General features: G+C 70.4%; 22 protein-coding genes and 1 tRNA gene. 11 read left to right on the top strand and 12 right to left on the bottom strand.

Translation table 11 applies throughout. The annotated features are described in order from the left end of the window. Nucleotides 1–142: 142 nt before the first annotated feature. The 4 genes from ACFWBD_RS05140 to ACFWBD_RS05125 form a co-directional block, all read right to left on the bottom strand. A complete protein-coding gene (locus ACFWBD_RS05140; protein ID WP_385662807.1) occupies nucleotides 143–1,534 on the bottom strand; it encodes an OFA family MFS transporter in 1,392 nt (463 codons plus the stop codon). Nucleotides 1,535–1,657: 123 nt separating this feature from the next. Continuing rightward, nucleotides 1,658–3,802: an acetate--CoA ligase family protein gene (locus tag ACFWBD_RS05135; RefSeq protein WP_385662895.1), complete on the bottom strand. Its 2,145-nt coding sequence runs from the start codon at nucleotides 3,800–3,802 to the stop codon at nucleotides 1,658–1,660. A gap of 4 nt (nucleotides 3,803–3,806) precedes the next feature. Then, nucleotides 3,807–5,048 (bottom strand): formyl-CoA transferase, encoded by a 1,242-nt coding sequence (frc, locus tag ACFWBD_RS05130; RefSeq protein WP_385662893.1) that lies wholly within the window; start codon nucleotides 5,046–5,048, stop codon nucleotides 3,807–3,809. A 19-nt stretch (nucleotides 5,049–5,067) separates the two neighbouring features. Continuing rightward, complete coding sequence (locus ACFWBD_RS05125) at nucleotides 5,068–6,750, bottom strand: thiamine pyrophosphate-binding protein (RefSeq protein WP_385662806.1); 1,683 nt, start codon at nucleotides 6,748–6,750, stop codon at nucleotides 5,068–5,070. Nucleotides 6,751–6,995: 245 nt separating this feature from the next. Here ACFWBD_RS05125 and sucC point away from each other — a divergent pair, with 245 nt between their 5' ends. The 11 genes from sucC (at nucleotide 6,996) to ACFWBD_RS05070 (ending at nucleotide 16,929) form a co-directional block, all read left to right on the top strand. After that, nucleotides 6,996–8,126 (top strand): ADP-forming succinate--CoA ligase subunit beta, encoded by a 1,131-nt coding sequence (gene sucC / locus ACFWBD_RS05120; RefSeq protein WP_385662804.1) that lies wholly within the window; start codon nucleotides 6,996–6,998, stop codon nucleotides 8,124–8,126. Between the two features lie 12 nt (nucleotides 8,127–8,138). Continuing rightward, a complete protein-coding gene (gene sucD / locus ACFWBD_RS05115) occupies nucleotides 8,139–9,032 on the top strand; it encodes a succinate--CoA ligase subunit alpha (protein WP_385662803.1) in 894 nt (297 codons plus the stop codon). 103 nt (nucleotides 9,033–9,135) lie between these two features. Next, nucleotides 9,136–10,677: an aldehyde dehydrogenase family protein gene (locus ACFWBD_RS05110; protein WP_385662801.1), complete on the top strand. Its 1,542-nt coding sequence runs from the start codon at nucleotides 9,136–9,138 to the stop codon at nucleotides 10,675–10,677. Nucleotides 10,678–10,681: 4 nt separating this feature from the next. Then, entirely contained in the window at nucleotides 10,682–10,978 is a 297-nt protein-coding gene (locus ACFWBD_RS05105) for a MarR family transcriptional regulator (protein WP_385662799.1), read from the top strand. A 143-nt stretch (nucleotides 10,979–11,121) separates the two neighbouring features. Continuing rightward, nucleotides 11,122–11,206: transfer RNA gene (locus ACFWBD_RS05100), tRNA-Leu, on the top strand. A 432-nt stretch (nucleotides 11,207–11,638) separates the two neighbouring features. Beyond that, nucleotides 11,639–12,805 carry an ATP-binding protein gene (locus tag ACFWBD_RS05095; protein ID WP_385662796.1) on the top strand — a complete coding sequence of 389 codons (1,167 nt, stop codon included), beginning with the start codon at nucleotides 11,639–11,641 and terminating at the stop codon, nucleotides 12,803–12,805. After that, complete coding sequence (locus tag ACFWBD_RS05090) at nucleotides 12,802–13,203, top strand: roadblock/LC7 domain-containing protein (RefSeq protein ID WP_020125671.1); 402 nt, start codon at nucleotides 12,802–12,804, stop codon at nucleotides 13,201–13,203. The genes ACFWBD_RS05095 and ACFWBD_RS05090 overlap by 4 nt, the downstream gene beginning before the upstream one ends. Then, nucleotides 13,200–13,577 carry a DUF742 domain-containing protein gene (locus ACFWBD_RS05085; RefSeq protein WP_355707309.1) on the top strand — a complete coding sequence of 126 codons (378 nt, stop codon included), beginning with the start codon at nucleotides 13,200–13,202 and terminating at the stop codon, nucleotides 13,575–13,577. Before ACFWBD_RS05090 ends, ACFWBD_RS05085 begins: the two co-directional genes overlap by 4 nt. Further along, entirely contained in the window at nucleotides 13,552–14,145 is a 594-nt protein-coding gene (locus ACFWBD_RS05080; RefSeq protein WP_355707308.1) for an ATP/GTP-binding protein, read from the top strand. Before ACFWBD_RS05085 ends, ACFWBD_RS05080 begins: the two co-directional genes overlap by 26 nt. Before the next feature lie 9 nt (nucleotides 14,146–14,154). Continuing rightward, entirely contained in the window at nucleotides 14,155–15,498 is a 1,344-nt protein-coding gene (locus ACFWBD_RS05075; protein ID WP_385662793.1) for a cytochrome P450, read from the top strand. Nucleotides 15,499–15,720: 222 nt separating this feature from the next. Next, nucleotides 15,721–16,929 carry a tryptophan dimethylallyltransferase family protein gene (locus ACFWBD_RS05070; protein ID WP_385662790.1) on the top strand — a complete coding sequence of 403 codons (1,209 nt, stop codon included), beginning with the start codon at nucleotides 15,721–15,723 and terminating at the stop codon, nucleotides 16,927–16,929. Nucleotides 16,930–17,245: 316 nt separating this feature from the next. Here the strand turns inward: ACFWBD_RS05070 and ACFWBD_RS05065 are convergent, their stop codons facing one another. The 8 genes from ACFWBD_RS05065 to ACFWBD_RS05030 form a co-directional block, all read right to left on the bottom strand. Further along, nucleotides 17,246–18,532: a flavin-containing monooxygenase gene (locus ACFWBD_RS05065; RefSeq protein ID WP_385662787.1), complete on the bottom strand. Its 1,287-nt coding sequence runs from the start codon at nucleotides 18,530–18,532 to the stop codon at nucleotides 17,246–17,248. A gap of 207 nt (nucleotides 18,533–18,739) precedes the next feature. Further along, a complete protein-coding gene (locus tag ACFWBD_RS05060; protein WP_385662784.1) occupies nucleotides 18,740–19,522 on the bottom strand; it encodes a GntR family transcriptional regulator in 783 nt (260 codons plus the stop codon). Between the two features lie 196 nt (nucleotides 19,523–19,718). After that, nucleotides 19,719–20,720, bottom strand: a complete 1,002-nt coding sequence (locus tag ACFWBD_RS05055) for a proline racemase family protein (protein WP_385662781.1) — start codon at nucleotides 20,718–20,720, stop codon at nucleotides 19,719–19,721. Between the two features lie 40 nt (nucleotides 20,721–20,760). After that, nucleotides 20,761–21,693, bottom strand: coding sequence for a dihydrodipicolinate synthase family protein (locus ACFWBD_RS05050; protein ID WP_385662778.1), 933 nt, complete (start codon nucleotides 21,691–21,693; stop codon nucleotides 20,761–20,763). Nucleotides 21,694–21,736: 43 nt separating this feature from the next. Further along, entirely contained in the window at nucleotides 21,737–23,143 is a 1,407-nt protein-coding gene (locus ACFWBD_RS05045) for an FAD-dependent oxidoreductase (RefSeq protein ID WP_385662775.1), read from the bottom strand. A 181-nt stretch (nucleotides 23,144–23,324) separates the two neighbouring features. Next, nucleotides 23,325–23,600 (bottom strand): (2Fe-2S)-binding protein, encoded by a 276-nt coding sequence (locus ACFWBD_RS05040; protein WP_385662772.1) that lies wholly within the window; start codon nucleotides 23,598–23,600, stop codon nucleotides 23,325–23,327. Next, nucleotides 23,597–24,778, bottom strand: coding sequence for an NAD(P)/FAD-dependent oxidoreductase (locus ACFWBD_RS05035; protein WP_385662769.1), 1,182 nt, complete (start codon nucleotides 24,776–24,778; stop codon nucleotides 23,597–23,599). The genes ACFWBD_RS05040 and ACFWBD_RS05035 overlap by 4 nt, the downstream gene beginning before the upstream one ends. A gap of 77 nt (nucleotides 24,779–24,855) precedes the next feature. Beyond that, entirely contained in the window at nucleotides 24,856–25,746 is an 891-nt protein-coding gene (locus ACFWBD_RS05030; protein WP_385662766.1) for a hypothetical protein, read from the bottom strand. Nucleotides 25,747–25,779: the final 33 nt, after the last annotated feature.

The following is a 25,779-nucleotide window of genomic DNA, read 5'->3' as shown; positions in this document are numbered from 1 at the left end:
CCGGGGCCGAGCGGCCGACGTGATCCCTCCGCTCCGTCCGGGCTGCCCATGCGGCAGCGCGATGCAGTCGGTCACCTCGTGGTGGGGACGGTGTGCGGCGTGGGTCGAAGAGCTGCTGGTCGCGAGGGGGTCTGCCGTCATGTCAGCCCGTCTCCTCGCCGAGCGGTTGCGGGTTGGGGACGATGCGACGACCGGCCGTCGGCCTGCCGGGTGCCTTCAGGAAGATCGCCAGTACCGAGGAGGCGAGTCCGATGCAGCCCGCCAGGACGAACGCGCCCTCGTAGTCCCACACGCCGACCACGATCGAGCCGACTCCGGAGCCCACGAGGCCCGAGATGAGCTTGGAGCTGTAGACCATGCCGTAGTTGCTGGCGTTGTTGTTCTCACCGAAGTAGTCCGCGGTCATCGCGGCGAACAGCGGGAAGATCGCGCCGCCGCCGAAGCCGGAGACCATGGAGCAGAACAGGAAGAACGGCATGCTGCCCAGCTGGCCGGAGACCAGCACACCGAACTGCGCGGTACCGAGCACGAGGCAGACGATGACCAGGGTGTGCCGGCGGCCGCAACGGTCGGAGATCCAGCCGATGATGCCGCGGCCGGTGCCGTTGACGATCGCCTTCAGGGACATGGCCGTGGCCACGATCCCCCCGGCGAAGCCCATGTCCTTGCCGAACGGCACCTGGAAGGCGATACCGAAGATGTTGATCCCGGCCGTGCACAGCAGACAGAACCACATCATCCACAGGACAGGGGTACGCGCCGCCTCCTTGGGGGTGTACTGCTTCACGGCCGGCGGGTTCTTCTGAAGCGCCCGGCGGATCTTCGGGTCGTCGGTGAGCCTGAGCGGGTCGACGCGGGCCGGCCACCAGTTCTTCGGCGGGTCCTTGAAGAACCACCCGGCGAACGCCACGACGCCGCAGCAGACGAGGCCCACCGCGACCAGCACGCCCTTGTAGTTGCTCAGGTCCATGTACGACGTGAAGAGGAACACGAAGGGCACCGAGCCGTAGGCGAAACCGCCGTTGACCATGCCCGTCTTGCCGCCCTTGCGCTCCGGGTACCACTTGCCGACCATGTTCACGCAGGTCGCGTAGACGAGGCCGGCGCCGATGCCGCTGCACATGCCGAAGCCGAGGTAGGCGACGACGACGTGCGGCGCGTACGCGAGGGACAGATAGCCGAGGACCGTGCCCAGCGCGCCCAGCATCATCGCGTACCGCGCGGGCAGCCTGCCGCTCTCCCGCAGCTGCCCGGCCGGGAAGGCCACGGCCGCCTGGAAGAACACCCAGACGCCCATCAGCCAGAAGATGTGCCCACTGCTCCACAGATGGGCATCGTGCAGTGTGTCCTCGGCCGATGTGAACGCGTACTCCGAGGAACTGATGCCCAGCATGCCCGTCCAGGGGAAGAGCACCATGGTCCAGCGTGGTCGTCCCATGATGTCCCGGTCGCTCTCGCCGATCCGGTACACACGGCCGTTGCGGTCGGTCACCTCCCGGTAGGGGAGGGACGTCGAGTAGTCGGTGGTTGTCATGTCGCTCAGCACCCCTTGCGTCGAAAGTTCTGGCCAGCGCCCCCTGTCCAATGCCTTTCGCGTGCGCTCGGGTCCCGGGGCCGGCCGACGCGCACCGTCGGCCGGCCCCGTGCCTGGGTCACCTCATGAACCGCCCCCCAACAGCCCCGCCGCCCGCGCCCACCGGTACTTGGCGCCGAGCACCGCCACCGGCTGCTCGGTCGTGTACGGGTAGGCCACGACGCCCCGTTCGTAGAGGTACTGGCAGGCCTCCTCGACCTCCACGTCACCCGCGAGCGACGCCACGACGGGCTTCTCCACGCCGCGTTCGCGGAACTCGCCCACCACGCGCGCGGTGAGCTCGGCGAAGACCATCGGGGGAGTGACGATCGTGTGCCAGTAGCCGAGCACCAGTGCGTGGATGCGCGGGTCCTCGAGCCCCAGCCGGATCGTCGCCTCGTACGTCGACGGCGGCTCGCCCCCGGTGATGTCGACCGGGTTGCCCGCCGCCCCGAAGGGCGGGATGAACGCGCGGAACGCGGTGTCCAGGTCCGGCGGGATGTCCATCAGGGTGAGGCCGTTGTCGGTCACCGCGTCCGACAGCAGCACACCGCTGCCGCCCGCACCCGTGATGATCACGACGTTGTCGCCCTTGGGGGTGGGGAGCACCGGCAACGCGCGCGCGTACTCCAGCATGTCCTTCAGCCCCGGCGCCCTGATGACGCCCGCCTGTCGCAGGATGTCGTCGTAGACGGCGTCGTCGCCCGCGAGTGCCCCGGTGTGCGAGCCGGCCGCCCTGGCGCCCGCCGCCGTACGCCCCGCCTTCAGGACGACGACCGGCTTCTTCGGTACGGTCTCCCGCGCGGCCTCGACGAAGGCGCGGCCGTCCTTGAGGTCCTCCAGGTGCATCGCGATGCAGTCGGTGTGCGGATCCTCGCCGAACCAGGTCAGCAGGTCGTCCTCGTCCAGGTCCGACTTGTTGCCGAGCCCGACGATCGCCGACACGCCCGTCTTCGTGGTGCGCGCGAAGCCCAGGATGGCCATCCCGATGCCACCGGACTGCGAGGTCAGAGCGACCCCGCCCTTGACGTCGTACGGCGTGCAGAACGTGGCGCACAGGTCCTGCCAGGTCGAGTAGTAGCCGTAGATGTTCGGCCCGAGCAGCCGGACGCCGTACCGCTCGGCGATCGCCACGATCTCGTCCTGGAGCGCGTGTTCCCCGGTCTCCGCGAACCCGGAGGGGATCAGCACGGCGTTCGGGATGTTCTTGCGTCCCACCTCCTCCAGGGCCGAGGCCACGAACTTGGCGGGTATCGCGAAGACCGCCACATCCACCTCTCCGGGAACGTCGGTGACACTCTTGTACGCCTTGCGGCCCAAGATGTCATCGGCCCGGGGATTCACCGGATGGATGTCCCCTGCGAAACCGCCGTCGACGAGGTTGCGCATCACCGAGTTGCCGATCTTGCCCTGTTCGTTGGAGGCACCGATCACGGCGACGGAGCTCGGCTGCATCAGACGGCGCATCGAGGTGAGGATCTCCGCGCGCGTGTAGCGCCTACGCTCCTTGACCGGCGTGTCGGACAGGATGACGCGGACGTCCGCGGCGATCGCGCCCTCGGCCGTGGCGATCACCGGATTGAGGTCCACCTCGGCGATCTCCGGGAAGTCCGCCACCAGCCGGGAGACCCGGCGGATCTGCTCGGCGACCGCCCACCGGTCCACCCCGGCCTGCCCGCGCACCCCGCGCAGGATCTCCGCCGCACGGATCGAGTCCAGCATGGACAGCGCCTCGTCGGCGTCCACCGGAGCCAGCCGGAAGGTCACGTCCTTGAGCACCTCGACGAGCACTCCGCCGAGCCCGAACGCCACGACCTTGCCGAACGTCGGATCGGTGACCGCCCCGACGATGACCTCCTGACCCTTCGGCAGCAGTTCCTGGATCTGTACGCCCTCGACACGAGCGTCGGCGTCGTACGCGCGCGCGTTCTCGACGATCCGGTGGAACGCCGCCCGTACGTCCGGCGCGCCCTCCACCCCGACGATCACCCCGCCGGCGTCGGTCTTGTGCAGGATGTCAGGCGAGACGATCTTCATCACCACGGGGCCACCGAAGCGCGCCGCGTACGCGACGGCCTCCTCGACGTCCCTCGCCAGTTCCTCACCGGGTACGGCGATCCCGTACGCGTCGGCGACCACCTTGCCCTCGGGCGCGGTCAGCGAGGTCCGCCCGTCGGCAAGCACCGCGTCGAGCAGCGCGCGTACCCTGAGCATCCGGTCCTCGGCCATCACGTCAGATCACCCCGTTCGACTTGAGCAGGCGCAGCTCCTCGTCCCCGAGGCCGAGTTCGCCGACGTACACCTGTTCGTTGTGCTCGCCGAGCAGCGGTGAGCCGGTCACCTCGACGGGGGAGTCGGAGAGCTTGATGGGGCTGCCCACGGTCACGAACTCGCCGCGCCGCGGGTGTGGCACGCGGACCACCATCTCGTTGGCGACCAGCGACTCGTCCTCGATGATCTCCTTGGCGGACAGGATCGGCCCGCACGGGATGTTGTGGGCGTTGAGCCTCTCCAGCACCTCCCACTTGGGCAGCGTCGAGGACCACTCCTCGATCAGCTGGAACATCTTGCCGAGCTTGGGCAGCCGGGCCTCGGGCGTCGCCCACTCGGGGTCGCCGGCCAGCTCGGGCCGGCCGATCAGCTCGCTGAGCGGCCGCCAGCCGACGGGCTGCACGATGACGTACACGTAGTCGTTGGGGCCGCCCGGCGCGCACTTGACCGCCCAGCCGGGCTGGCCGCCGCCGGACGCGTTTCCGGACCGGGGAACCTCGTCGCCGAAGTCCTCGTTGGGATATTCGGCGAGCGGTCCGTGTGCCAGGCGTTGCTGGTCCCGCAGTTTCACCCGGCACAGGTTGAGGACGGCGTGCTGCATGGCCACGTTGACCCGCTGCCCGCGCCCGGTGTTCTCCCGCTGGTACAGCGCCGCGAGAATCCCCGCCACGGCGTGCACACCCGTCCCCGAGTCCCCGATCTGGGCCCCCGTCGCCAGCGGCGGCCCGTCCTCGAAACCGGTGGTCGACATCGACCCGCCCATGGCCTGCGCGACGACCTCGTACGCCTTGAAGGCGGTGTACGGGCCGTCCCCGAACCCCTTGATGGAGGCATAGACGATCCGCGGATTGATCTCACGGATGCGGTCCCAGGTGAACCCCATGCGGTCGACGGCGCCCGGACCGAAGTTCTCGACCATGACGTCGGAGCGCCGGATCAGCTCGGTGAGGATCTCCTTGCCGCGTTCGGTCTTGGTGTTGAGGGTGATGCTCCGCTTGTTGCAGTTGAGCATCGTGAAGTAGAGGGAGTCGACGTCCGGGAGGTCGCGCAACTGTTTGCGCGTGATGTCACCCGACGGCGCCTCCAGCTTGACGACGTCCGCGCCGAGCCAGGCGAGCAGCTGGGTCGCGGACGGGCCCGACTGGACGTGCGTCATGTCGAGGACGCGGATGCCTTCGAGAGCCTTGGTGGCCGTTCCTGTCATGGGGGTCATCGGGGGCACCTCACTTGTACATCGTCTGGTTCATCGTGCCGGGCGCGTAGGCGTCGGGGTCGACCCAGACGTTGATCAGCGAGGGCTTCCCGGACTCCCGGGCGCGCCGCAGCGCGGGGCCGATGTCGGCGGGGTCGCGCACCTCCTCGCCGTAACCGCCCAGCAGTTGCGCGAACTTGTCGTAGTGGACGTCGCCGAGGGTGTTGCCGACCCGCTCGCGCTCGACGCCGTACTTGGCCGCCTGGCCGTAACGGATCTGGTTCATGGAGGAGTTGTTGCCGACGATGCCGACGAAGGGGAGGCCGTAGCGCACGAGGGTCTCGAAGTCCCAGCCGGTGAGCGAGAACGCGCCGTCGCCGAAGAGGGCGACGACCTCCTTGTCGGGCCGCGCCTGCTTGGCCGCCAGCACGAAGGGCACGCCGACGCCGAGGGTGCCCAGCGGACCCGGGTCCATCCAGTGGCCCGGCGACCTGGGCTGCACGACCTGCCCGGAGAAGGTGACGATGTCGCCGCCGTCGCCGATGTAGATCGAGTCCTCGGTGAGGAAGTCGTTGATCTCGCTGACCAGGCGGTAGGGGTGGATGGGGGAGGCGTCCGACCGCAGGTGCGGCAGCCGTTTGTCGAGGGCGCTCTGCTCGGCCGCGCGCAGCTCGTCGAGCCACTCCTTGCGTGTGGAGGCACCCCCGTTGACGCGCCCGGACGCGGCCTCGGTCACCGACTTCAGCACCAGCCCGGCGTCGCCGACGATCCCGAGGTCGATGTCGCGGTTCTTGCCGACGGTGCGGTAGTCGAGGTCGATCTGGACGACCGCCGCGTCCGGCGACAGCCGCTTGCCGTACCCCATGCGGAAGTCGAAGGGCGTACCGACGATCACGATGACGTCGGCGTTGGAGAAGGCGTAGCGGCGGGACAGCTGGAAGTGGTGCGGGTCGCCCGGAGGCAGGGTGCCGCGGCCGGCGCCGTTCATGTAGGCCGGGATGTTCAGGGTGCGCACCAGCTCGATGGCGGCTGCTGTGCCCCGGGTCGTCCACACCTGGCTGCCCAGCAGGATCGCGGGCTTCTCGGCGTGTACGAGCAGGTCGGCGAGCTTCTCGATCGCCTCGGGGTCGCCGGCCGAGCGGGTCGAGGCGCGATAGGCGCCGGGCCGCGGCACCCGGGCCTTGGCCGCCGGCACCTTGGCGTCGAGGACGTCGCGCGGGATCTCCAGGAAGGCGGGGCCGGGCGCGCCGTGGTAGCACTCGCGGAACGCCATCGACACCATGTCCGCCGCGCGCGCCGTGTCCGGCACGGCCGCGGCGAACTTGGTGATCGGCGTCATCATGTCGACGTGCGGCAGGTCCTGGAGCGACCCCATCTTGTGCTGGGTGAGCGACCCCTGGCCGCCGATCAGCAGCATCGGGGACTCCGCGCGGAAGGCGTTGGCGACACCGGTGACGGCGTCGGTGGTGCCGGGTCCCGCCGTGACGACGGCGCAGCCGGGCTTGCCGGTGATGCGCGCGTAGCCGTCGGCGGCGTGGGCGGCGACCTGTTCGTGGCGTACGTCGACGACTTCTATGCCCTCGTCGACGCAGCCGTCGTAGATGTCGATGATGTGGCCGCCGCACAAGGTGTAGATGCGGTCGACCCCCTCTGCCTTGAGTGCCTTGGCAACGAGATGACCACCGGAAATCAGGTCCTGGGTGTCGTCGGGCATGGCGAAGTTCCGTCCCTTCGTAGGGGGGTGGAAGGCTCTCGCGGTACATTGCATACAGTCGACGAATACTGTATGAAGCTTGTTATCCCGCATCCGGTGGGTGGTGTCCAGGGGGCGTGCGGCACTTTCGGTCATCGGAGTTCGGCCTCTCGACGGCTCGACGGCTCGACGGCTCGACGGCTCGACGGCTCGACGGCTCGACGGATAGGCGGACTTCGGATCCGACTTCACAGACAGGAGGCGAGATGGACCTGTACGAACACCAGGCAAGGGAACTCTTCGCGGAACACGGCATCCCGGTCCCCAGGGCCGAGGTGACCGACTCGCCCAAGGAGGCGCGCGAGATCGCTCGTCGGCTCGGTGGGCGAGCGGTGGTGAAGGCCCAGGTCAAGACGGGAGGGCGGGGCAAGGCGGGCGGCGTCAGGCTCGCCGCCGATCCGGCCGCGGCAGAACTGACGGCACGCCAGATCCTCGGCACGGACATCAAGGGACACCCGGTCGGTACGGTGATGCTCGCCCAGCCCGTGGACATCGAGGCGGAGTTCTACGTCTCCTATGTGCTGGACCGCGCGGCCGGCCGATTCCTCGCGATCGCCTCCGCCGAGGGGGGTACGGAGATCGAGGAGGTCGCCGCCACCCGGCCCATGGCGGTCGCCCGGATCCCCGTCGACCCGGCGGAGGGCGTCACCTCGGCGAAGGCCGGGGAGATCGCCGCGGCGGCCGGACTGCCCGCGCAGACCGCGGACGTGCTCGTCCGGCTCTGGCAGGTGCTGATCCGGGAGGACGCCCTCCTCGTCGAGGTCAACCCGCTCGTCCGCACCCGGCAGGGCCAGATCCTCGCCCTCGACGGCAAGGTCACCCTCGACGACAACGCGTCCTTCCGGCAGTCACGTTGGGGCGCGGAGGCCGCGGAGCACGCGGACCCGCCGGAGGCGGCGGCCGCGGCCAAGGGCCTCAACTACGTGAAACTGGACGGCGAGGTCGGCATCATCGGCAACGGCGCCGGACTCGTGATGTCGACCCTCGACGTCGTCGCGGGCTGCGGTGCCCGCCCCGCCGACTTTCTCGACATCGGTGGCGGCGCGTCCGCCGAGATCATGGCCGACGGACTGTCGCTCATCCTCTCCGACCCGGCCGTGAAGTCGGTCTTCGTCAACGTCTTCGGCGGCATCACCGCGTGCGACGCGGTCGCCGAGGGCATCGTGCGCGCGCTGGACACCGTACGGCTGACCAAGCCGCTCGTCGTCCGGCTCGACGGGAACAACGCGGCCCGGGGGCGGGCGATCCTCGACGCGCACCGGCATCCACTGGTCCAGCAGGCCACCACCATGGACGGCGCCGCCCGCCGTGCCGCCGAACTCGCCACCGGAGTCTGAGGAGAAGACGCCATGGCCATCTACCTCACCAAGGAGAGCAAGGTCCTCGTCCAGGGCATGACCGGCGCCGAGGGCATGAAGCACACCCCGCGCATGCTCGCGGCCGGCACGAACATCGTCGGCGGCGTCAATCCGCGCAAGGCGGGCCGGGCCGTCGACTTCGACGACCGCGCGGTGCCCGTCTTCGGGTCGGTCGCCGACGGTATGCAGTCGGCCGGCGCCGACGTCACCGTCGTCTTCGTGCCGCCCGCCTTCACCAAGGCCGCCGTCCTCGAGGCGGCGGACGCCGGGATCCGCCTCGTTGTCGTCATCACCGAGGGCGTCCCGGTCCACGACTCCGTCGCCTTCACCACCCACGCCGCGGCACGCGGGACGCGCGTCATCGGCCCCAACTGCCCCGGCCTGATCACCCCCGGCCAGTCCGCCGCGGGCATCATCCCGGCCGACATCACCAAACCGGGCCGTATCGGACTGGTCTCCAAGTCCGGCACGCTCACCTACCAACTCATGTACGAGCTGCGTGACATCGGCTTCTCGACCTGTGTCGGCATCGGGGGCGACCCGGTCGTCGGCACCAGTCACATCGACTGCCTGGCCGCCTTCGAGGAGGACCCCGACACCGACCTCGTGGTCCTCATCGGCGAGATAGGCGGCGACGCGGAAGAGCGAGCAGCGGCCTACATCCGCGAGCACGTCACCAAACCCGTCGTCGGCTACATCGCGGGCTTCACCGCGCCGGAGGGCAAGACCATGGGGCACGCGGGCGCGATCGTCTCCGGTTCCTCGGGGACCGCTCAGGCGAAGAAGGAGGCGCTGGAAGCGGCGGGGATCAAGGTGGGCGCCACACCGACCGAGACCGCGCGTCTCGCACTCGCCGTACTGGACGAAGGGGCCGGACGACACTGAGGGACGACGCGCCGTCACCCGACAAGGACGCCGTGCCTCGCGGCGTCCTCCACCGCCATGCACCACCCCGCCCCCGACTGTGCACCGAGAGCGGAGCAGCCCGATGGCAACCACCCTCACCCTCAAATCCGGCACGTCCTGGCCCGACACCTGGCGACGATGCCTCGCCGTCGCCCCCGAGGCCTTCCGCGACGACCGTGTCCTGAACCTCTGGAACGCCTCCTGGCAGGCCGACGGCCGGACACTGCCGGCCACCAGCCCGGTCGACGGCGGTCCGATCGCCGGCCCGCCCCGACTGGACACGGCCACCGCCCACCAAGCCGTCCGCGCCGGTCTGGACCAGCACCGCGCCTGGCGGCACGTCCCGGTCGAGGAGCGTCGCGCCCGCATCGCGGCCACCCTCGACGCCCTCGCCGAACACCGCGAACTCCTCGCCCTCCTCCTCGTCTGGGAGATCGGCAAGCCCTGGCGGCTCGCGCAAACCGACGTCGACCGGGCCGTCGACGGCGTGCGCTGGTACGTCGACGGCATCGAACCCATGCTGGCCGGGCGGACACCGCTGGACGGCCCGGTATCCAACATCGCGAGCTGGAACTACCCGATGAGCGTGCTCGTTCACGCATTGCTGGTACAGGCACTGGCAGGCAACGCGGTCATCGCCAAGACCCCGACCGACGGCGGTGTCGCCTGTCTGACGCTGGCCTGTGCGCTCGCCGCCCGCGAGGGCGTCCCGATCACCCTCGTCAGCGGCAGCGGGGGCGAGCTGTCCCAGGCGCTGGTCCGGGCGCCCGAGATCGGCTGCGTCTCCTTCGTCGGCGGCCGCGACACCGGCGCCGCGGTGGCCACGGCCGTCGCCGACCTGGGCAAGCGACACGTAATCGAACAGGAAGGACTCAACGCCTGGGGCATCTGGAACTACTCGGACTGGGACACCCTCTCCGCGGTCGTGCCCAAGCTCTTCGACTACGGCAAACAACGGTGCACGGCGTACCCGCGATTCGTCGTCCAGCGCGCCCTGTTCGACGAGTTCCTGGCGGCGTACCTCCCGGCGGTGCGCACGCTGACCCTCGGGCACCCGCTGGCGGTGGAGAAGCGCGACGATCCTTATCCCCGGCTGGACTTCGGGCCGGTGATCAACGCGGCCAAGGCCAAGGAACTGCACGACCAGATCGCCGAGGCCATCGACCGGGGCGCGGTCCCGCTGCACCGCGGCAGGCCGGCCGACGCCCGCTTCCTGCCCGGCCAGGACACCTCGGCGTACGTGCAGCCCGTCACACTCCTCGGACCACCGCCGTCCTCTCCGCTGCACCACGCGGAGCCGTTCGGCCCGGTCGACACCATCGTCCTGGTCGACACCGAGGCGGAACTGCTGGCCGCCATGAACGCGTCCAACGGCGCGCTCGTCGCCACGCTGTCGACGGACGACCGGAGCACCTACGACCGACTGGCCCCGCAGATCCACGCGTTCAAGGTCGGCCACGGCACAGCCCGCTCCCGCGGCGACCGCGACGAGCTCTTCGGCGGTTTCGGCGCGTCCTGGCGGGGCGCGTTCGTCGGCGGTGAGCTGCTGGTACGGGCGGTGACCCGGGGGCCGACGGGGGAGAGGCTGCCCGGGAACTTCCCGGACTACCAGCTGATGCCCTGACCAGATGCCGGACGGACCGCCGGCCGAGGCTGCGGGGCGGCTCGGCGTCGATCGCACCACGATGGTGGCGCTCGTCGACGGACTGGAGGACCACGGCCTGGTGGAACGGCGGCGCAGTCCTCGAGACCGCCGCAGGAACATCGTCCGGCTCACGGACGCCGGCCTGGTCTGTCTGGAGCGGGCCGAGGCGGCTCGCAGGGCCGCGGAGCGCCGGTTCCTCGCCCCGCTGGACGAGCAGGCGGCGGCCGCGTTGCTGCGGGCGCCGCGGATGCTCGTCGTCGAGGAGCCGACGGCGAAGTGATCCCTCCGTCACCCGGCGTGAGGCCCTCGCGCGGCGGCTCCGGCACCCGCGCGGCCAGCGGATATGCAGGTGAAACGCACTCCGAAAGCTTGGTATTGTTGTGCCTGTCGCCGCGGGGAGATCTCACGCAGCGGCAACACCTGGTCCGGGTGGCGGAATGGCAGACGCGCTAGCTTGAGGTGCTAGTGCCCTTTATCGGGCGTGGGGGTTCAAGTCCCCCCTCGGACACTCTCACCCTCCGTATCGAACGACTTCCGTTCGGTGAGCAATCAATTACCCGTATTCGGCGTTCCGCCGGGTGCGGGTTTTGTTGTTTCCGTATCCATTGCCTCCGGAATGTCGCGGAAGCCCGTTTATCGGTTGCCCTGTCGGGCCGTGCGCCAGCCCGCTTGCGAAGTCACCTCCCGGCCACTCCGCCGTTGCTCACCGGCTTCGCTGACGATCCGTCAATGTTCACCTCAGTCCGCAAATTGACGGTCTGTGACTCCATCTTGTGGTGATACGATCACGCTCGCTTGTAGAGCGGGCGGATGGGTGCAAGACGACATCTCCGACTACGGGGACAGTCCGGGCGGTCACCCGTCAATTCGGGCGGTCCGCCGGTCCACCCGCGTTGACGGGAATTCAGCAACTGGCCGTCAGTCGCCTGAAGAGAGTCTTATGACGCATTACATACAGAACCCGGTACTCTGGGCTCTCCTCGTGGCCGTACTCGTCGCAGTCGCCCTCATTGTTCGCCAGCGCAGGGCGGCGCGTGCCTTGAGGCAGGAGATCGCGGGGCTCAGGTCTCACTACTCCGCGTTGGAAAACGAGTACGCGCAATCCGTCGAGGCAGCTCAGGAACGAGCCGAAGAGGCTACGAAAACGGTCCTCAAGTCCGCGATGCGGACCCTTCAGGGCCTTGCCGCGGAACAGCAGTTGATTGTCTCCCGGCTGCAGAACAAATATGGCGAGTCAGCCATCCTCCAGGACCTCCTGGAGATCGACCACACGAACTCGCAGTTCGGTCGACGGGCCCAGTCCATCGCCGTTCTCTGCGACGGCTGGCTGGGACGCGCGCGTGATGTCGCGTCCGTGTACGACGTGGTACGCAGCGCGCAGGGCAGGGTCCGCCATTACCGGCGGGTGGAAATTCTCTCGCAGGTCGACTTCGGCATCACGAGCCGTGCGGTCGAACCGGTCGCACTCGCCCTCGCCGAACTGCTCGACAACGCGACGAGCTATTCCAGCCCGGACACCGTCGTCGAAATCAACATTCGTACCGTGCCCAAGGGCATTTGCATCGTCGTCGACGACGCCGGTGTCGGTATGAACGACGAAGAGCGGGCCCGTGCCGACAAACTCCTGTCGAGCCAGCGGGTCTCGGGTGTTTCCGCACTCGGCAACCCGCCGCAGTTCGGTTTCGCGGTGATCGGTGTGCTCAGCGAGCGCTTCGGCTTCGAGGTGTCGGTGGACTCCACCTCCCCCTACGGAGGCGTCCGGGCGGTCCTCCTCCTGCCGCACGACCTGCTCACCAACGCGCCCGAGCAGAGGGAGCCGGCTCCGGTCGTTCCCGCCGCCACCACCGCGGCCCGCAGCGGCCCCGAAGGCGGGCTTTCCACCAGTACCACCGCCGACGGCCTGCCGAAGCGGCGTCGCAAGCGGCCCATGGCCATCGTGCCCGGCAGTGCGTCCGCGTCCACTCCCGCCCGTTCGGGCGCCGAGACAGCGGCGATCATGGGCGCCTTCCAGCGAGGCACCCAGTCGGGCCGGGCCACGCCTGCGAGTCCCGCGGAAAAGTCGAGCAGCACCCGTGGTGCTGGCAGCGAAGGGCATGAGGTCTCGTGAACGACGATCTGTCATGGATGCTTGACAGCGCCTTGGAGATACCCGGGGCCCTGCACGCAGTCCTGATCTCCGCCGACGGCCTGCTGATGGCGCGGACGCAGGACTTCGACAAGGACGACGCGGACCGGGTGGCCGCCGCGATGAGCGGTGTGCAGTCACTCAGTCGTTCGCTCGCGTTCTTCTGCGAGGACCCGCAGATGGGGTGGCGGCAGACGCTGGTCGAGTTCGACGGGGGATGGGTCTTCCTGATCTCCGCCGGCGAGGGCGCCTACCTCGGCGTCTCCGCCTCGCCGGACGTCGACATGGCGGACATCACCTTCCGCATGCAGCAGCTCGTCGGCCAGCTCGGCAAGGCGCTGACGACTCCGCCGCGCGAGAACCTCGGTGCCCGGTCATGAACGGTTTCGACGAACTGGAGCCGCAGACGCCGGAGTTAGTGCGTCCGTACGTCATCACCAAGGGACGCGGGCTGCCCGACGAAGGACAGCTGTCCCTCATCACCCTGGTCACGGCGGCCGCCGATCACGAGCAGCGGCCGACCCGCCTGTCCCCCGAGGAACAGAACCTGTTGGACCTGTGCTCGGCCGGCTACCTGTCGGTCGCCGAGATCGCCGGGCACACCCAACTGCCCCTGGGAGTGGTGAAGATCCTCCTCGCCGCCCTCACCGAGGGCGGCTACCTCGTCACCCGCCCGCCGGTGCAGCGGGCCCCGCTCGCCGACCGGGACATCCTGGAGGAGGTGCTGAATGGTCTCAGGGCCAAGTTTGGATGAGCAGGCCTACGTCCGCGACGGGGCCACGCAGACGGCGGTGAAGATCCTCGTCGTGGGTCACTTCGCGGTCGGCAAGACCACGTTCATCGGAGCGATCTCCGAGATCGAGCCGCTGACCACCGAAGAGACGATGACGCGGGCAGCCGAGTCGGTCGACGACCTCAAGGGGGTCCAGGGCAAGACCACCACCACGGTCGCCATGGACTTCGGCCGTCTGACCATCAGCGAGCGTGTCGTGCTCTACCTGTTCGGAACGCCGGGCCAGCAGCGTTTCGTGCAGATGTGGGAGGACATGGCGCGCGGCGCGCTCGGCGCGCTGGTGCTCGTGGACCCCGAGCGGCTCGCGGACTCCTTCGCCGTGATCGACCTGATCGAGCAGTACGGACTCGACTACGCCATCGCCGTCAACCACTTCGACGGCACCCCCCTGCGGGACGAGATGGCTCTGCGCGACGCACTGGACCTGCTCGACGACACCCCCGTCGTCACCTGTGACGCGCGAGACGAGCGGTCGTCGGCCGACGCGCTGATCACCCTCGTCCGCCACCTCCAGGACCGTGCACACTAGGAGCAGAACATGGACCAACCCACCGCACCCGTGCCCCCGCCCGGGTGCCCGGCGCATCAGGCCGGCGGCAGAGTGCCCTTGCACGGCATGGAGTTCGCCGCCGACCCGCAGGCCTACTACACCTACCTGCGCCACTTCGGGCCGACCGCACCGGTCGAACTGGCTCCGGGAGTCGAGGCGACCCTCATCACGGACTACGCCTTTGCACTTCAACTGCTCCAGGACTCAGGCGCGTTCCGCAAGGACGCACGCCGCTGGCGCGACCTCAACGAAGGACGGGTCTCTCCGGACAGTCCGGTCGTGCCCCTGCTGTCGTACCGGCCCAACGCCATGTTCAGCGACGGCGCGGAGCACCTGAGGCTCCGCCAAGCGATCACGGACAGCATGGCGCGCGTCGACACGAACAAATTGAGCCGCACCACCGAGCAGGTCTCCGACTACCTGCTCTCGCAGTTCGGTTCGCGCGGTTCGGCGGACCTGCTCGGCGACTACGCCAAGCAGCTGCCGCTCTTCGTGTTCAACGAACTCTTCGGCTGCACCGCCGACATCGGTGACCGCGTCGTGTTCGGCATCACCGGCATGTTCGACGGCGTGAACGCCGAGCAGGCGGTCGGGGTCATGTTCGGGGCCATCGGCGAACTGGTGGCCCTCAAGCGGGCCAAGCCGGGCGACGACGTCCCCTCCTGGCTGATGGAGCACGAGGCCAGGCTGACCGACGAGGAGTTGGTCCACCAGATCGCGCTGCTGCTGGTGGCCGGCAACGAGCCGCTGCGCAACCTGATAGGCAACACGCTGCACCGGCTGCTCACCCACGACGCGTACGCCCACCAGGGCGGTCTGATCGACGAGGCGATCGACGACACGCTGTGGGAGAACCCGCCGATGCAGAACCTCGCGCCGCACTACCCGGCGGCCGACATGGAGTTCGCCGGTCAGAAGCTGCACGCCGGTGACCTGCTCCTGGTCAGCTTCGGCGCGGCCAACACCGGCCCGGCACTGACGGCGGCACGCAAGGCGGGCAGCAACCGCGCCCACCTGGCGTGGAGCGCGGGCCCGCATGCCTGCCCGTCCAAGGAGCCGGCCCGGCAGATCACCGTGACAGCCATCGAGAACCTGCTCAACAAGCTTCCGGACGTCGAACTCGCCGTTCCGTCGGAGAGCCTGACCTGGCGGCCGGGTCCCTTCAACCGGGGCCTCACCGTGCTGCCCGCCAAGTTCACCCCGGTGCAGATCGTGCCCAGGCCCGCTCCTGCCCGCAAGGAAGCCCCCGTCCGTCAGGAGCCGATCGCGACGGGTGGCAGGGGTGAACGCGGGGGTGTGTGGAGCCAGTTCCTCAACTGGCTGACGAGGTGATTCACACAACACCCGTCAACTCTCCACCACTGCATGACGATTCAACCTCGGGGGTAGTGAGGAACGCGGTATTCCGTGCTGCTCACACACCAGAGGAGGTGTCGTGGACCACATATCCACCGACGCCGTTTTCATACAACATCCGACCGTCGTGCACCCTCTGATACCCGCCTCACCAGGCGGGTATCTTCTTGCCCGCCTCATTCCCCGGGGAGAGGCCCGATGACCGCCGTCGTTCCCGATGCTCCGGGCACTCCCGATGCTCCGGGCGCGCCCGGCCCGGAGACGCTCGGCGGTCATGCGGCACGTCAGCTGCTGAGACTGGGCGAGATCGCGGGGCTGTCCGGAGCCGACGGCGAGGTCTACGCGCGCACACTCGTCGAAGCGTTGGGCCCCGTCGCACAGCGGCCTCTGGCTCTGCCGCCGCCCAGCCGCAGTTTCCTCTCCGACGACCACACCCCGGTGGAGTTCTCCCTCTCCTGCGAACCCGGCGCGGCGCCGACCCTGCGAGTACTGCTGGAGCCGGGAGCAGGTGCCGCCAGCCGGACCGAGGACGGCCGCACCGGCCTGCGAGTGCTGCGCGAGATGGGGCGCCGCTGGGGCTTCACCACCGACCGGCTCGACGAGCTGGCGGACCTGTTCTTCCCGTCCTCGCCCGAAGGGCCCCTGGCGCTGTGGTGCGCGCTGGAGCTGCGTCCCGGTGGCGTCCCCAAGGTCAAGGCCTATCTGAACCCCGCGGCATCCGGGGAGAGACGGGCCGCCAAAACGGTACGCGAGGCGTTGAAGCGACTCGGGTACCGGGAGGCGTTCGACGCGCTGCCCGAAGGCGACCGTCACCTGTTCTTCGCCCTGGACCTGGGCGACTGGGCGGAACCGCGGGTCAAGGTCTACCTCGCGCATCACGACCTGTCGGCCGCGGAGGCGTGCACCTTGTCCCGTATGGACGGCGGACCCGGCCGTGCGCAGATCGAGGACTTCTTCCGCATCGTGGCCGGGCCCGACGCCGGCGCGGGGGGAGGAGGCGAGCCGCGGCTCGCGCGCCGGCCCGTCCAGACCTGCCATTCCTTCACCGACACCGGAACCGGTCAGCCGAGCGGATTCACCCTCTACATCCCGGTGCGGGACTACGCCCGGCACGACGGCGAGGCCCTGGACCGGGCGACGGCACTGCTCGGCCGCTACGGCATCGACCCGGCACCGGTGCTGCGCGCCTCGGCCGCCGTCACCTCGCGGCGGCCGGAGGACGGTGTGGGTCTGGTCGCCTACCTGGGCCTGGCCCATCAGCAGGGGCGTCCGCCCCGGGTCATGACCTACCTCTCCTCGGAGGCCTACAAGGTCCGACCGCCGACGGCAGCGCTCCCTGCCGTTCCCCTCTCCACCGTCGCCCCGTCCACCGTCGCTCTGCCTGCCGCGGCCGTGACCGGAAGCTAGCCCGCAGGACCTGCGGATCAGCACCGTCCACGGACCGCAGGGGACCCCGTAGGACAGCGGCACCTGTAGAACCGGCACCTGTAGAGAACCGGCACCTGTAGAACACCGGCTCCCGTAGAACACCGGCTCCCGTAGAACCAGGGGTACCACAGCACCCGCGGACCAGAACCTCGGGGGGAGTCGTGCGACGACGTCGTCGAACCGCTCCCCCTCTCCCACGAGAAATGCACGCGTCAGCCGCCCAGACCGCCCGGGCGGCTTTCTCGGCGCAAGGCGCCGGATCCGGTGCCTGCCTCGTACCGCCACTGACGGATCGTCACTCGTTGCGCAGTTCCTCCAGGTAAGGCGCCACATCGACTTGGATCGACGCGCCCTGCGTCTGGCCGTACTGGCCGGCGATGCCCCCCAGATACGTGCCGATCTCCTTGCGCATGACGTCCGGCTCCGGCAGGGCCGCCTTGCCGGCGGCGATCCGGGCGACCCAGCGTGCCTGGGCCTCCACGAGCCGGGTGATGGAGCCGTGCGGGCGGACCAGGCCGATGAAGTACAGACCGGGATGATCGGGCGCGACGACCCGTTTGTACAGCTCGACCGAGCCCTGCGGACCGATCGGGCAGCCCGGGGGCAGGAAGGGATGGGCCATCCGGTATCCGGTGCAGTAGACGATCGCGTCGGCGGGCTGTGAGGTGCCGTCGGTGAAGACGACCCGGCTGCCGTCGACGAAGTCGATCGCGGGCTTGGGGACGACCCCGCCGTGGCGTATGCGGCTGAGGATCTCGTCGGAGATGGTCACGGCCGAGGCGAAGATCGGGTGGTCCGGCTCGGGCAGGCCGTAGTCCGAGAGCTTTCCGCGGGCGACGAGCAGGGCCTGCTCGATGAACCGGCGCTGCTCCGCCAGGGACATGGTCGTCCACCAGGGGGCCTCGGCGACGTCGTCCAGGGGCATGCCGAAGAGCTGCTTGGGCAGGATGTGCAGGCCTCGGCGCACGGAGAGCATGGTCTGCGCGGCGTACCGGGAGAGGTCGGCGGCGATGTCCACCGCCGAGGCGCCGAGTCCCACCACGACGACATGCCGGCCCGCGTAGTCGCTTCCGTCGCGGTAGTCCAGTGCGTGGAGAATCGTTCCCTTGAAGGTCTCGGAACCCGGCGGGGGAGCGGGCAGGACCGGTTCGGTGTTGTGTCCCGAGGCGACGATGACCTGAGTGAAGTCCCGTGTGGTGCGCGCGCCGTGGGCGTCCAGGCTGACGACCGTCCAGGAACCGTCGGCCGCCCGGCGCACCGACTCGACGGTCGTCTCCAGCTCGATGTGGTCCAGCAGGCCGGCCCACTCGGCGAAGGAGCGCAGGTAGTCGGCGAGGTGACTGTGCCGGGGATAGACGGGATATCCGGCCGGCATCGGATGGTCGGCGTAACCGGTGAGCTGCTTGTTGGTGTTGAGGTGGAGCGACAGATAGCCCGGACCGCGCTCGCCGGCCCCCGGCTGCCGCCAGAGCCCGCCCACGTCGGGAGCCTTCTCGAGGCAGACGAAGTCGAGCCCCTCGGACTTCAGGGCGTGTGCAGTGGCCAGCCCGGACAGACCCGCACCGATCAGGCACAGACTCACGCGTTCCCCCACAGAATTGACACCGTCTTTTCGCGCACGGCCAATTGAATGCCCGTGCGACACTCTCTCCACGCGCCGCACACCAGCGACAAGGATCACAGGCGGGCTTCCCGGGCCGAGGTGGCGGGAGGGAACGGGACGGGTAGAGGGGACGTCGTGGGGCGAGCCTTCCACTCCGGGGCGAGTCGCGTACTCCGGGGCGAGTCGCTACTCGCGAGCGGAGGCCCACAGCCCGCGTACATGCCCCAGATGACGTGTCATGACCGCGCGCACGGCCTGCTCGTCGCGGGTCAGCAGGGCGTCCAGCAGCTCCAGGTGTTCCTCGGCGGAGGCCAGCAGACGGCCCGAGGCGGAGAGCGCGGTCAGGCCGTACAGGCGCGCCCGGCCGCGTAGTTCGCGGACGACCTCGACGAGATGGGCGTTTCCGGCCAGGGCGAGCAGGCCCAGGTGGAACCGGGTGTCGGCCTCGACGTAGGCGATGAGGTCGCCCGCCACCGCCGCTGTGACGATCTCCCGGGCGGCCGGCCGCAGCGCCTCGAGGGACACCGGGTCGGCGGTCGTCGCCAGCGCCACCACCGTGGGGATCTCGATGAGCGCGCGGACGTGGGTGTACTCGTCCAACTGGCCGTCGGAGACCTCGGTGACCCGGAACCCCTTGTTCGGGACGGCATCGACCAGGCCCTCCTTCGCCAGGTCGAGCATCGCCTCGCGCACGGGTGTAGCCGAGACGCCGAAGCGGGCGGCCAGGCCCGGCGCCGAGTACACCTCGCCGGGCAGCAGTTCACCCGCGATGAGCGCGGCCCGCAGCGCATCGGCGACCCGCTCGCGGTAACTGCTCCGCCGGCCGCCGAGCACGGGAAGGGCGGGTACCGCTGCGGGAGCTGGCGCGGGTGCCGGCGCCTGTGTGGCGGGTGCGCCGGATGTGACGGGAGTGGCGGACGCGGTGGGTGCGGCTGGTGTCTGGCTGCTGGTGCGTCGGGCGGCGGCCATGGTGGGTCTCCTCGGTGCGGACTGTGCCATGTCACTTCTGAACCCGTGCACTGTGCCATGTCACGCCTCACTCCCGCCTACGACCTCGGCCGCCCGCCTACGACCTCGGCCGCCCGCTACGACGTAGGCCCGCTACGACGTAGGCCGGCTGCGGGGCGGCACGCGGGTGATGGTGACAAACGCGGCAGTGGTGGCGTCAGAGCACGAACCCCGCCGGGAACGGGTCCGTCGGGTCCAGCAGGTACTGGGCCGTCCCCGTGATCCAGGCACGGCCGGTGAAACTGGGCAGTACCGCCGGGCGGCCGGCGACTTCCGTCGTGCCGAGGAGCCGGCCCGTGAAGCGGGTGCCGATGAAGGACTCGTTGACGAACTCGGTGTGCAACGGCAGTTGGCCCCGCGCGTGCAGTTGTGCCATGCGGGCGCTGGTCCCCGTACCGCAGGGCGAGCGGTCGAACCAGCCGGGGTGGATGGCCATCGCGTGCCGGGAACGACGGGCGGTGGCGTCGGGCGCGTACAGGTGGACGTGGTGACAGCCACGGATGGAGGGATCTTCGGGGTGTACCGGCTCCTGCTCGGAGTTGATCACCTCCATGAGTGACAGGCCGGCGCGCAGGATGTCGTCCTTGCGTGCGCGGTCGAAGGGCAGCCCGAACTCCTCCAGCGGCACGATCGCGTAGAAGTTGCCGCCGTACGCCAGGTCGTACGTCACCGTACGGCCGTCGGGCAGTGTCGCCGTGCGATCCAGCGCGACCGCGAAGGAGGGAACGTTGAGCAGCGTCACGGACGTGGCCGCGCCGTCCTCGACCGCCACCTCGGCGACGACCGGCCCGGCCGGGGTGTCCAGACGGATGGTGGTGACCGGTTCGACGACCTCGACCATGCCCGTCTCGACGAGCACCGTCGCCACCCCGATCGTGCCGTGCCCGCACATCGGCAGATATCCCGAGACCTCGATGTAGACGACGCCCCAGTCGCAGTCCGGTCGCGTGGGCGGCTGGAGGATCGCACCGCTCATGGCGGAGTGGCCCCGCGGCTCGTTCATCAGCAACTGCTTGATCTCGTCGCGGTGTTCGCGGAGATAGAGCCGCCGCTCGTTCATCGTCGCGCCGGGGATGGTGCCGACCCCGCCGGTGATCACGCGGGTGGGCATGCCCTCGGTGTGCGAGTCGACGGCGTGCAGGACGAGCTTGCTGCGCACGAAGTCCCCTACTCTTTCTCGAAGTCGAGCGGTTCGGCCGCTACGCCAGACCGGCGGCGACGGCTTTCTCGGTGGCGGCGCGGACGGTCGCCTCCTGGTCCGGCGACAGGGGGACCCGAGGTGGGCGGCAGCCACCGCCGTGGCGGCCCACGACGTCCATCGAGAGTTTGATCGCCTGGACGAACTCGACGCGCGAGTCCCAGCGCAGCAGCGGATGAAGCTGACGGTAAAGGGGCAGCGCGGCGGTGAGATCACCGGCGACCGCCGCCCTGTACAGCTCCACCGACGACCTCGGAAGCGCGTTGGGGTAACCGGCCACCCAGCCCTTGGCGCCCGCCACGGCCAGCTCCAGCAGCACATCGTCCGCGCCGATCAACAGATCGAGATCCGGAGCGAGTTCGGCGATCCGGTAGGCGCGGCGAACGTCGCCCGAGAACTCCTTGACGCCGTGGATGTGACCCTCGCCGTGCAGCCGGGCCAGCAGTTCGGGCACGAGGTCGACCTTGGTGTCGATCGGGTTGTTGTACGCCACCACCGGCAGGCCGGCCCCTGCGACCTCCGCGTAGTGGGCCACGACGGCACGCTCGTCGGCGCGGTAGGCGTTGGGCGGGAGCAGCATCACCGCCGCGCAGCCCGCCTGGGCCGCCTGCTCGGTCCAACGGCGGGCCTCCGCCGAGCCGTACGCGGCGACGCCGGGCATCACCCGCTCCCCGCCGATCGCGGCCACCGCGGTCTCGACCACTCGGGCGCGTTCCTCGGCGGTGAGCACCTGGTACTCGCCAAGGGAACCGTTGGGTACGACTCCGTCACAGCCGTTCGCCACCAGCCAGGCGCAGTGCTCGGCGTACCGGTCGTAATCGACGGAGAGGTCGTCGTGGAGCGGGAGCGCGGTGGCGACGAGGACGCCACGCCAGGGCCGGTGCGGGGAGGTGGCGGGGGCGGCAGGAGCAGTGGGCGCGGTGGAGGCGGCCATACGGCGAGTCCCTTTCTTGTGTGGAGTTGTGGCATGTGACATATCACTGTGCTGCCGTGGGATCAGGCGGTGCGGCCAGCACACCCAGCGGCACGGGGCGGGCCAGCAGCCGTCGTGCCGGGGTGAGTTCGCAGCCCGCGACACCGGCCACGCCCGGCTCGCAGATACGGCCCTGACACCAGCCCATTCCGGCCCGGGTCAGCAGTTTCACGGTGCGCAGGTCACCCGCGCCGAGCGTGCCGACGGCCTCGCGGACGGCGCCGGCGGTGACCTCTTCGCAGCGGCACACGACCGTTTCGTCGGTGATTTGCTCCGTCCACCGGACGGGCCGGGCGGCATACGCGGCGTCCAGAGCCGCGAAGAACGACCGCAGCCGGGTACGGGCCCGTGCGGCCGGGGCCCACTCCCGCGGGTCGGGAACCGCGCCCGCAAGTCTTGCCGCCGCCGACCGTCCGGCAATGTGCCCCTCGGCGAGCGACAGAGTCGCGCCGCCGATTCCGGTGGTCTCACCTGCGGCCCACACGCCGGGGACGTCGGTGTGCTGTTCGTCGTCGACGCGCACACCCGGCCCGTCGAGACGGCAGCCGAGCCCCTCCGCGAGGTCGGTGTGCGGCAGGAGGCCGTGGCCGACGGCGAGGGCGTCACAGGCGATACGTCGCTGCGTGTGGGGCACCGGTCGGCCCTCCGTGTCCAACGCGGCGACGGTCACCGACTCAAGCCGCTCGGTACCGTGCGCCTCCACCACGGCGTGACGGGCCATCACGGGCACGCGGTGACGCAGGAGTCGGGTCGCGTACACGGCCCCCTCGGCGAGCTTCGCGGGGGCGGCGGCCCAGGTCCGGGCGCGACCTACGAAATCCCCCGGACCGGCCGACTCCACCAGGGCGACGACCCGGGCCCCCGCGGCGGCGAGGCCGGTGGCGACGGGAAGCAGCAGAGGGCCCGTGCCGGCCACGACCGCCGTACGACCGGGCAGTACGAGGCCGCCCTTCAGCAGCGCCTGGGCGCCGCCCGCGGTGACCACGCCGGGCAGCGTCCAGCCGGGGAACGGCAGGACCTTCTCGTAACCGCCGGTCGCCAACAGCACTGCGTCGGCGCGGACCGTGACGGGCTCCTCCTGCTCAGGACCGATCAGCGCGTGCACGGAAAACCCGCCCGACTCCCGCTCGACGCACCACACATGACGATCACTCAGGTGCGTGACGCGGCCGGCGGTGAGGTGGGTGTCGAGCCCGGCGCGCAGTCGCTCCCAGGTACGCCACTGGTGATGGAGGGCCTGCGGGCGCCGGGCGCCGAGTCCCCGTGCGGGCTGCCGGTAGAACTGCCCGCCCGCCTCGGCGGCGGAGTCGATCAGGACTACGCGCACGCCACGGGCAGCGGCTGCCAGGGCGGCGGCGAGGCCGGCCGGGCCCGCGCCGATCACCGCCAGTACCGGGCCGTGCTCAGTCATCGTGGCCCGCCCCCTCGTGGCCTGCCCTCTCGTGGCCTGCCCTCTCGTGGCCTGCCCTCTCGTGGCCTGCCCTCTCGTGGCCTGCCCTCTCGTGGCCTGCCCTCTCGGGACCTGCCCTCTCGGGACCTGCCCTCTCGGGACCTGCCCTCTCGGGACCCGCCTCCTCGTGGCCCGTCCCCACCTACGTACGGATGTCCACGCCGGGCACGACCGCCACCAGGCAGGCCCGTCGGCCGGGGCGGCCGTCGACGGTCACCAGACAGTCGAAGCACACGCCGATCCCGCAGAAGACCCCGCGCGCACGCCCCTCGCTCCGCGTGGTGCGCCACGCCGTGACGCCGGCCGCCCACAGCGCGGCGGCGATCGTCTGCCCGGGCAACGCCTCGATCTCCCGGCCGTCGAACGTGACGGTGAACGGTGCGCCGGGGCGGGCCCGCGCCAGCTTCAGGGGGTTCACGGCGCGGCCTCCACGGCGGAGCGGGCAAGGTGGTCGGGGCGGTCGAAGCGGTCGGGACGGAACGGCGTCAGATCCAGCTCCGGGCGCCGGCCGGTGAGCGTCTGCGCGATCAGGCGACCGGTGCCGGTCGCGAGCCCGATGCCCGCGCCCTCGTGCCCGCAGGCGTGGAACAGCCCGGGCACCCGCGGGTCGGGCCCGACGGCGGGCAGATGGTCGGGCAGGTAGGGGCGGAAACCGAGGTAGGCGCGCATCGCCCGTACGTGTTCCAGGAAGGGGAACAGGCGCGTCGCGCCCGCCGCCAGGGCGCGCACGACCGGCAGCGAGAAGGACCGGTCGTAGCCGACCCGTTCACGGCTCGCGCCGATCAGCACGGGCCCGGCGGCGGTCCCCTCGACGACCGGTGAGGTCCGCAGGGCGGCCGAGTCGCTCGCCACGTCGGCCACGTAGTCGGCGGCGTACACCTTGTGCCGCACCCGGCGCGGCAGCGGCTCGGTGACCAGGACGAAGCCGCGCCGGGGGAGTACGGGCAGCCGGACCCCCGCCAGCGCGGCGACCTCGGCCCCCCAGGTCCCGGCCGCGTTCACCACGGCCGGCGCCAGGAGGTCGCCCCGGTCGGTGCGGACGCCCCGCACGGCCCCGGCGGTGTCGTGCAGTACCCCCGTCACCGTGCGACCGGTCTCCAGACGCGCGCCCGAGGCCCGTACGAGGTGGGCCGCCGCCAGGGTGGGCATCACCTGGGCGTCCTGCGGGTACAGCACGCCACCCGCCAGCCCGTGTGCCAAGTGCGGCTCCAGTCCGTGGAGTTGATCCGCCGCCACGGGGACCGTCAGTACCCCGGCCGCGCGCTGTCCGCCCGCCAGGTCCGTCAGGGCGGTGAGCGATTCGGGCGTGGAGGCGACGACGAGACCGCCCTTGGGCTCGTACTCGACGGCCGCGCCCAGCTCTTGGGCCAGCTCGTCCCACAACCGAGCCGACAACAGCGCCAGTTGGAGCTCGGGTCCGGGCTCCTTGTCGGACACGAGGAGATTGCCCTCGCCCGCGCCGGTCGTGCCGCCGGCCACCGGGCCCCGGTCGACCAGGATCACGTCCAGTCCGGCACGGGCCGCGTACAGCGCGCAGGCGGCGCCCACCATGCCGGCGCCGACGACCACGACGTCACCGCTCGGTCGCTTGGTCACAGCAGTAATATGTCACATGGTGCTGGGCGGAGGAAGAAGGCCGAAGCGGGGAGGCGCTCCATCCGAACCGGGCGCGCTCAGTCGAACTCGCTGGGCTCGGGCGCCGGCGTACGGCCTTCCCGTACGTCCTTGAGTCGCGTGGTGCCGTGGCTGACCGCGTCCTCGGTGCTGTCGTGGTCCGCGCCGTCGGTGCCGCCGTTGGTGACGGTGATCGCGTCGTCCCCGACCCGTACGACGGCGACGTCCAGGGTGAGGGTGACCGGGGTGCCGCCGGAGGGGCCCGCCACCGTCACGGTGAGGCCCTGCCGGGTGTCGCCCGCCTTGGGCAGGGAGGCCTCGACGACCTGCACGGTGCGGGTGGAGCCGTCGGAGGCGACCGCGTTGAACTGGTCGCACGCGGTCGGCAGCGACTTCAGCCAGTCGAACGACTGGTCGAGGCCGGCCGGCTGGTAGGCGGCGACCTGGTAGAGCAGCCGCGAGTCGCCCTCGGTGAAGCCGGTGAGCGCCGACGGGCCGGGCGGGGTCCCCAGGAGGTCTTCGTCGTAGAGCCCGTCGAGCAGGCGTTGGCAGTCCGCCGCCTGCGTCTTGCCGGTGAGGAACTGGGCGGCGTCGACCGTGCCGATGAGCAGCCGGTTTCCCCAGCTGGCCGCGGTCTTCACCTGCGTCCAGCTGTCCTCGAGGTCTCCCGCGGTGATCAGCGCCGTCTGCGCGCCGGCCGAGGTGAGCGGTGTGATGGTGGGGGACGGGGTGGCGGTCCGCTTGCCGGCCGACGAGGTCGCGGTGCTCGCGTCGGTCGACGCGCTGTCGTCCCCGTCGGAGCAGGCCGCCGTGGCCAGCAGCGTGCCGACGGCCAGGGCGACGGCCAGCGCACGGGTCGGACGGCCGGGACGCGTCGGGCCGGCCGGACCGGGCGGCCCGGCGGGACGGGGCGGGGTGGACGGGCGGGACGACAGGCGAGGGCTGGTCACGAATACCTCCTGAGGACGGTTCGGGGACGGGGC

The sequence above is a fragment of the Streptomyces sp. NPDC060002 genome (genome assembly GCF_042737245.1).
Taxonomy (GTDB): domain Bacteria; phylum Actinomycetota; class Actinomycetes; order Streptomycetales; family Streptomycetaceae; genus Streptomyces.
The sequence above is the reverse complement of the archived record's forward strand: the minus strand, read 5'-3'. Positions and strand labels throughout refer to the sequence as shown.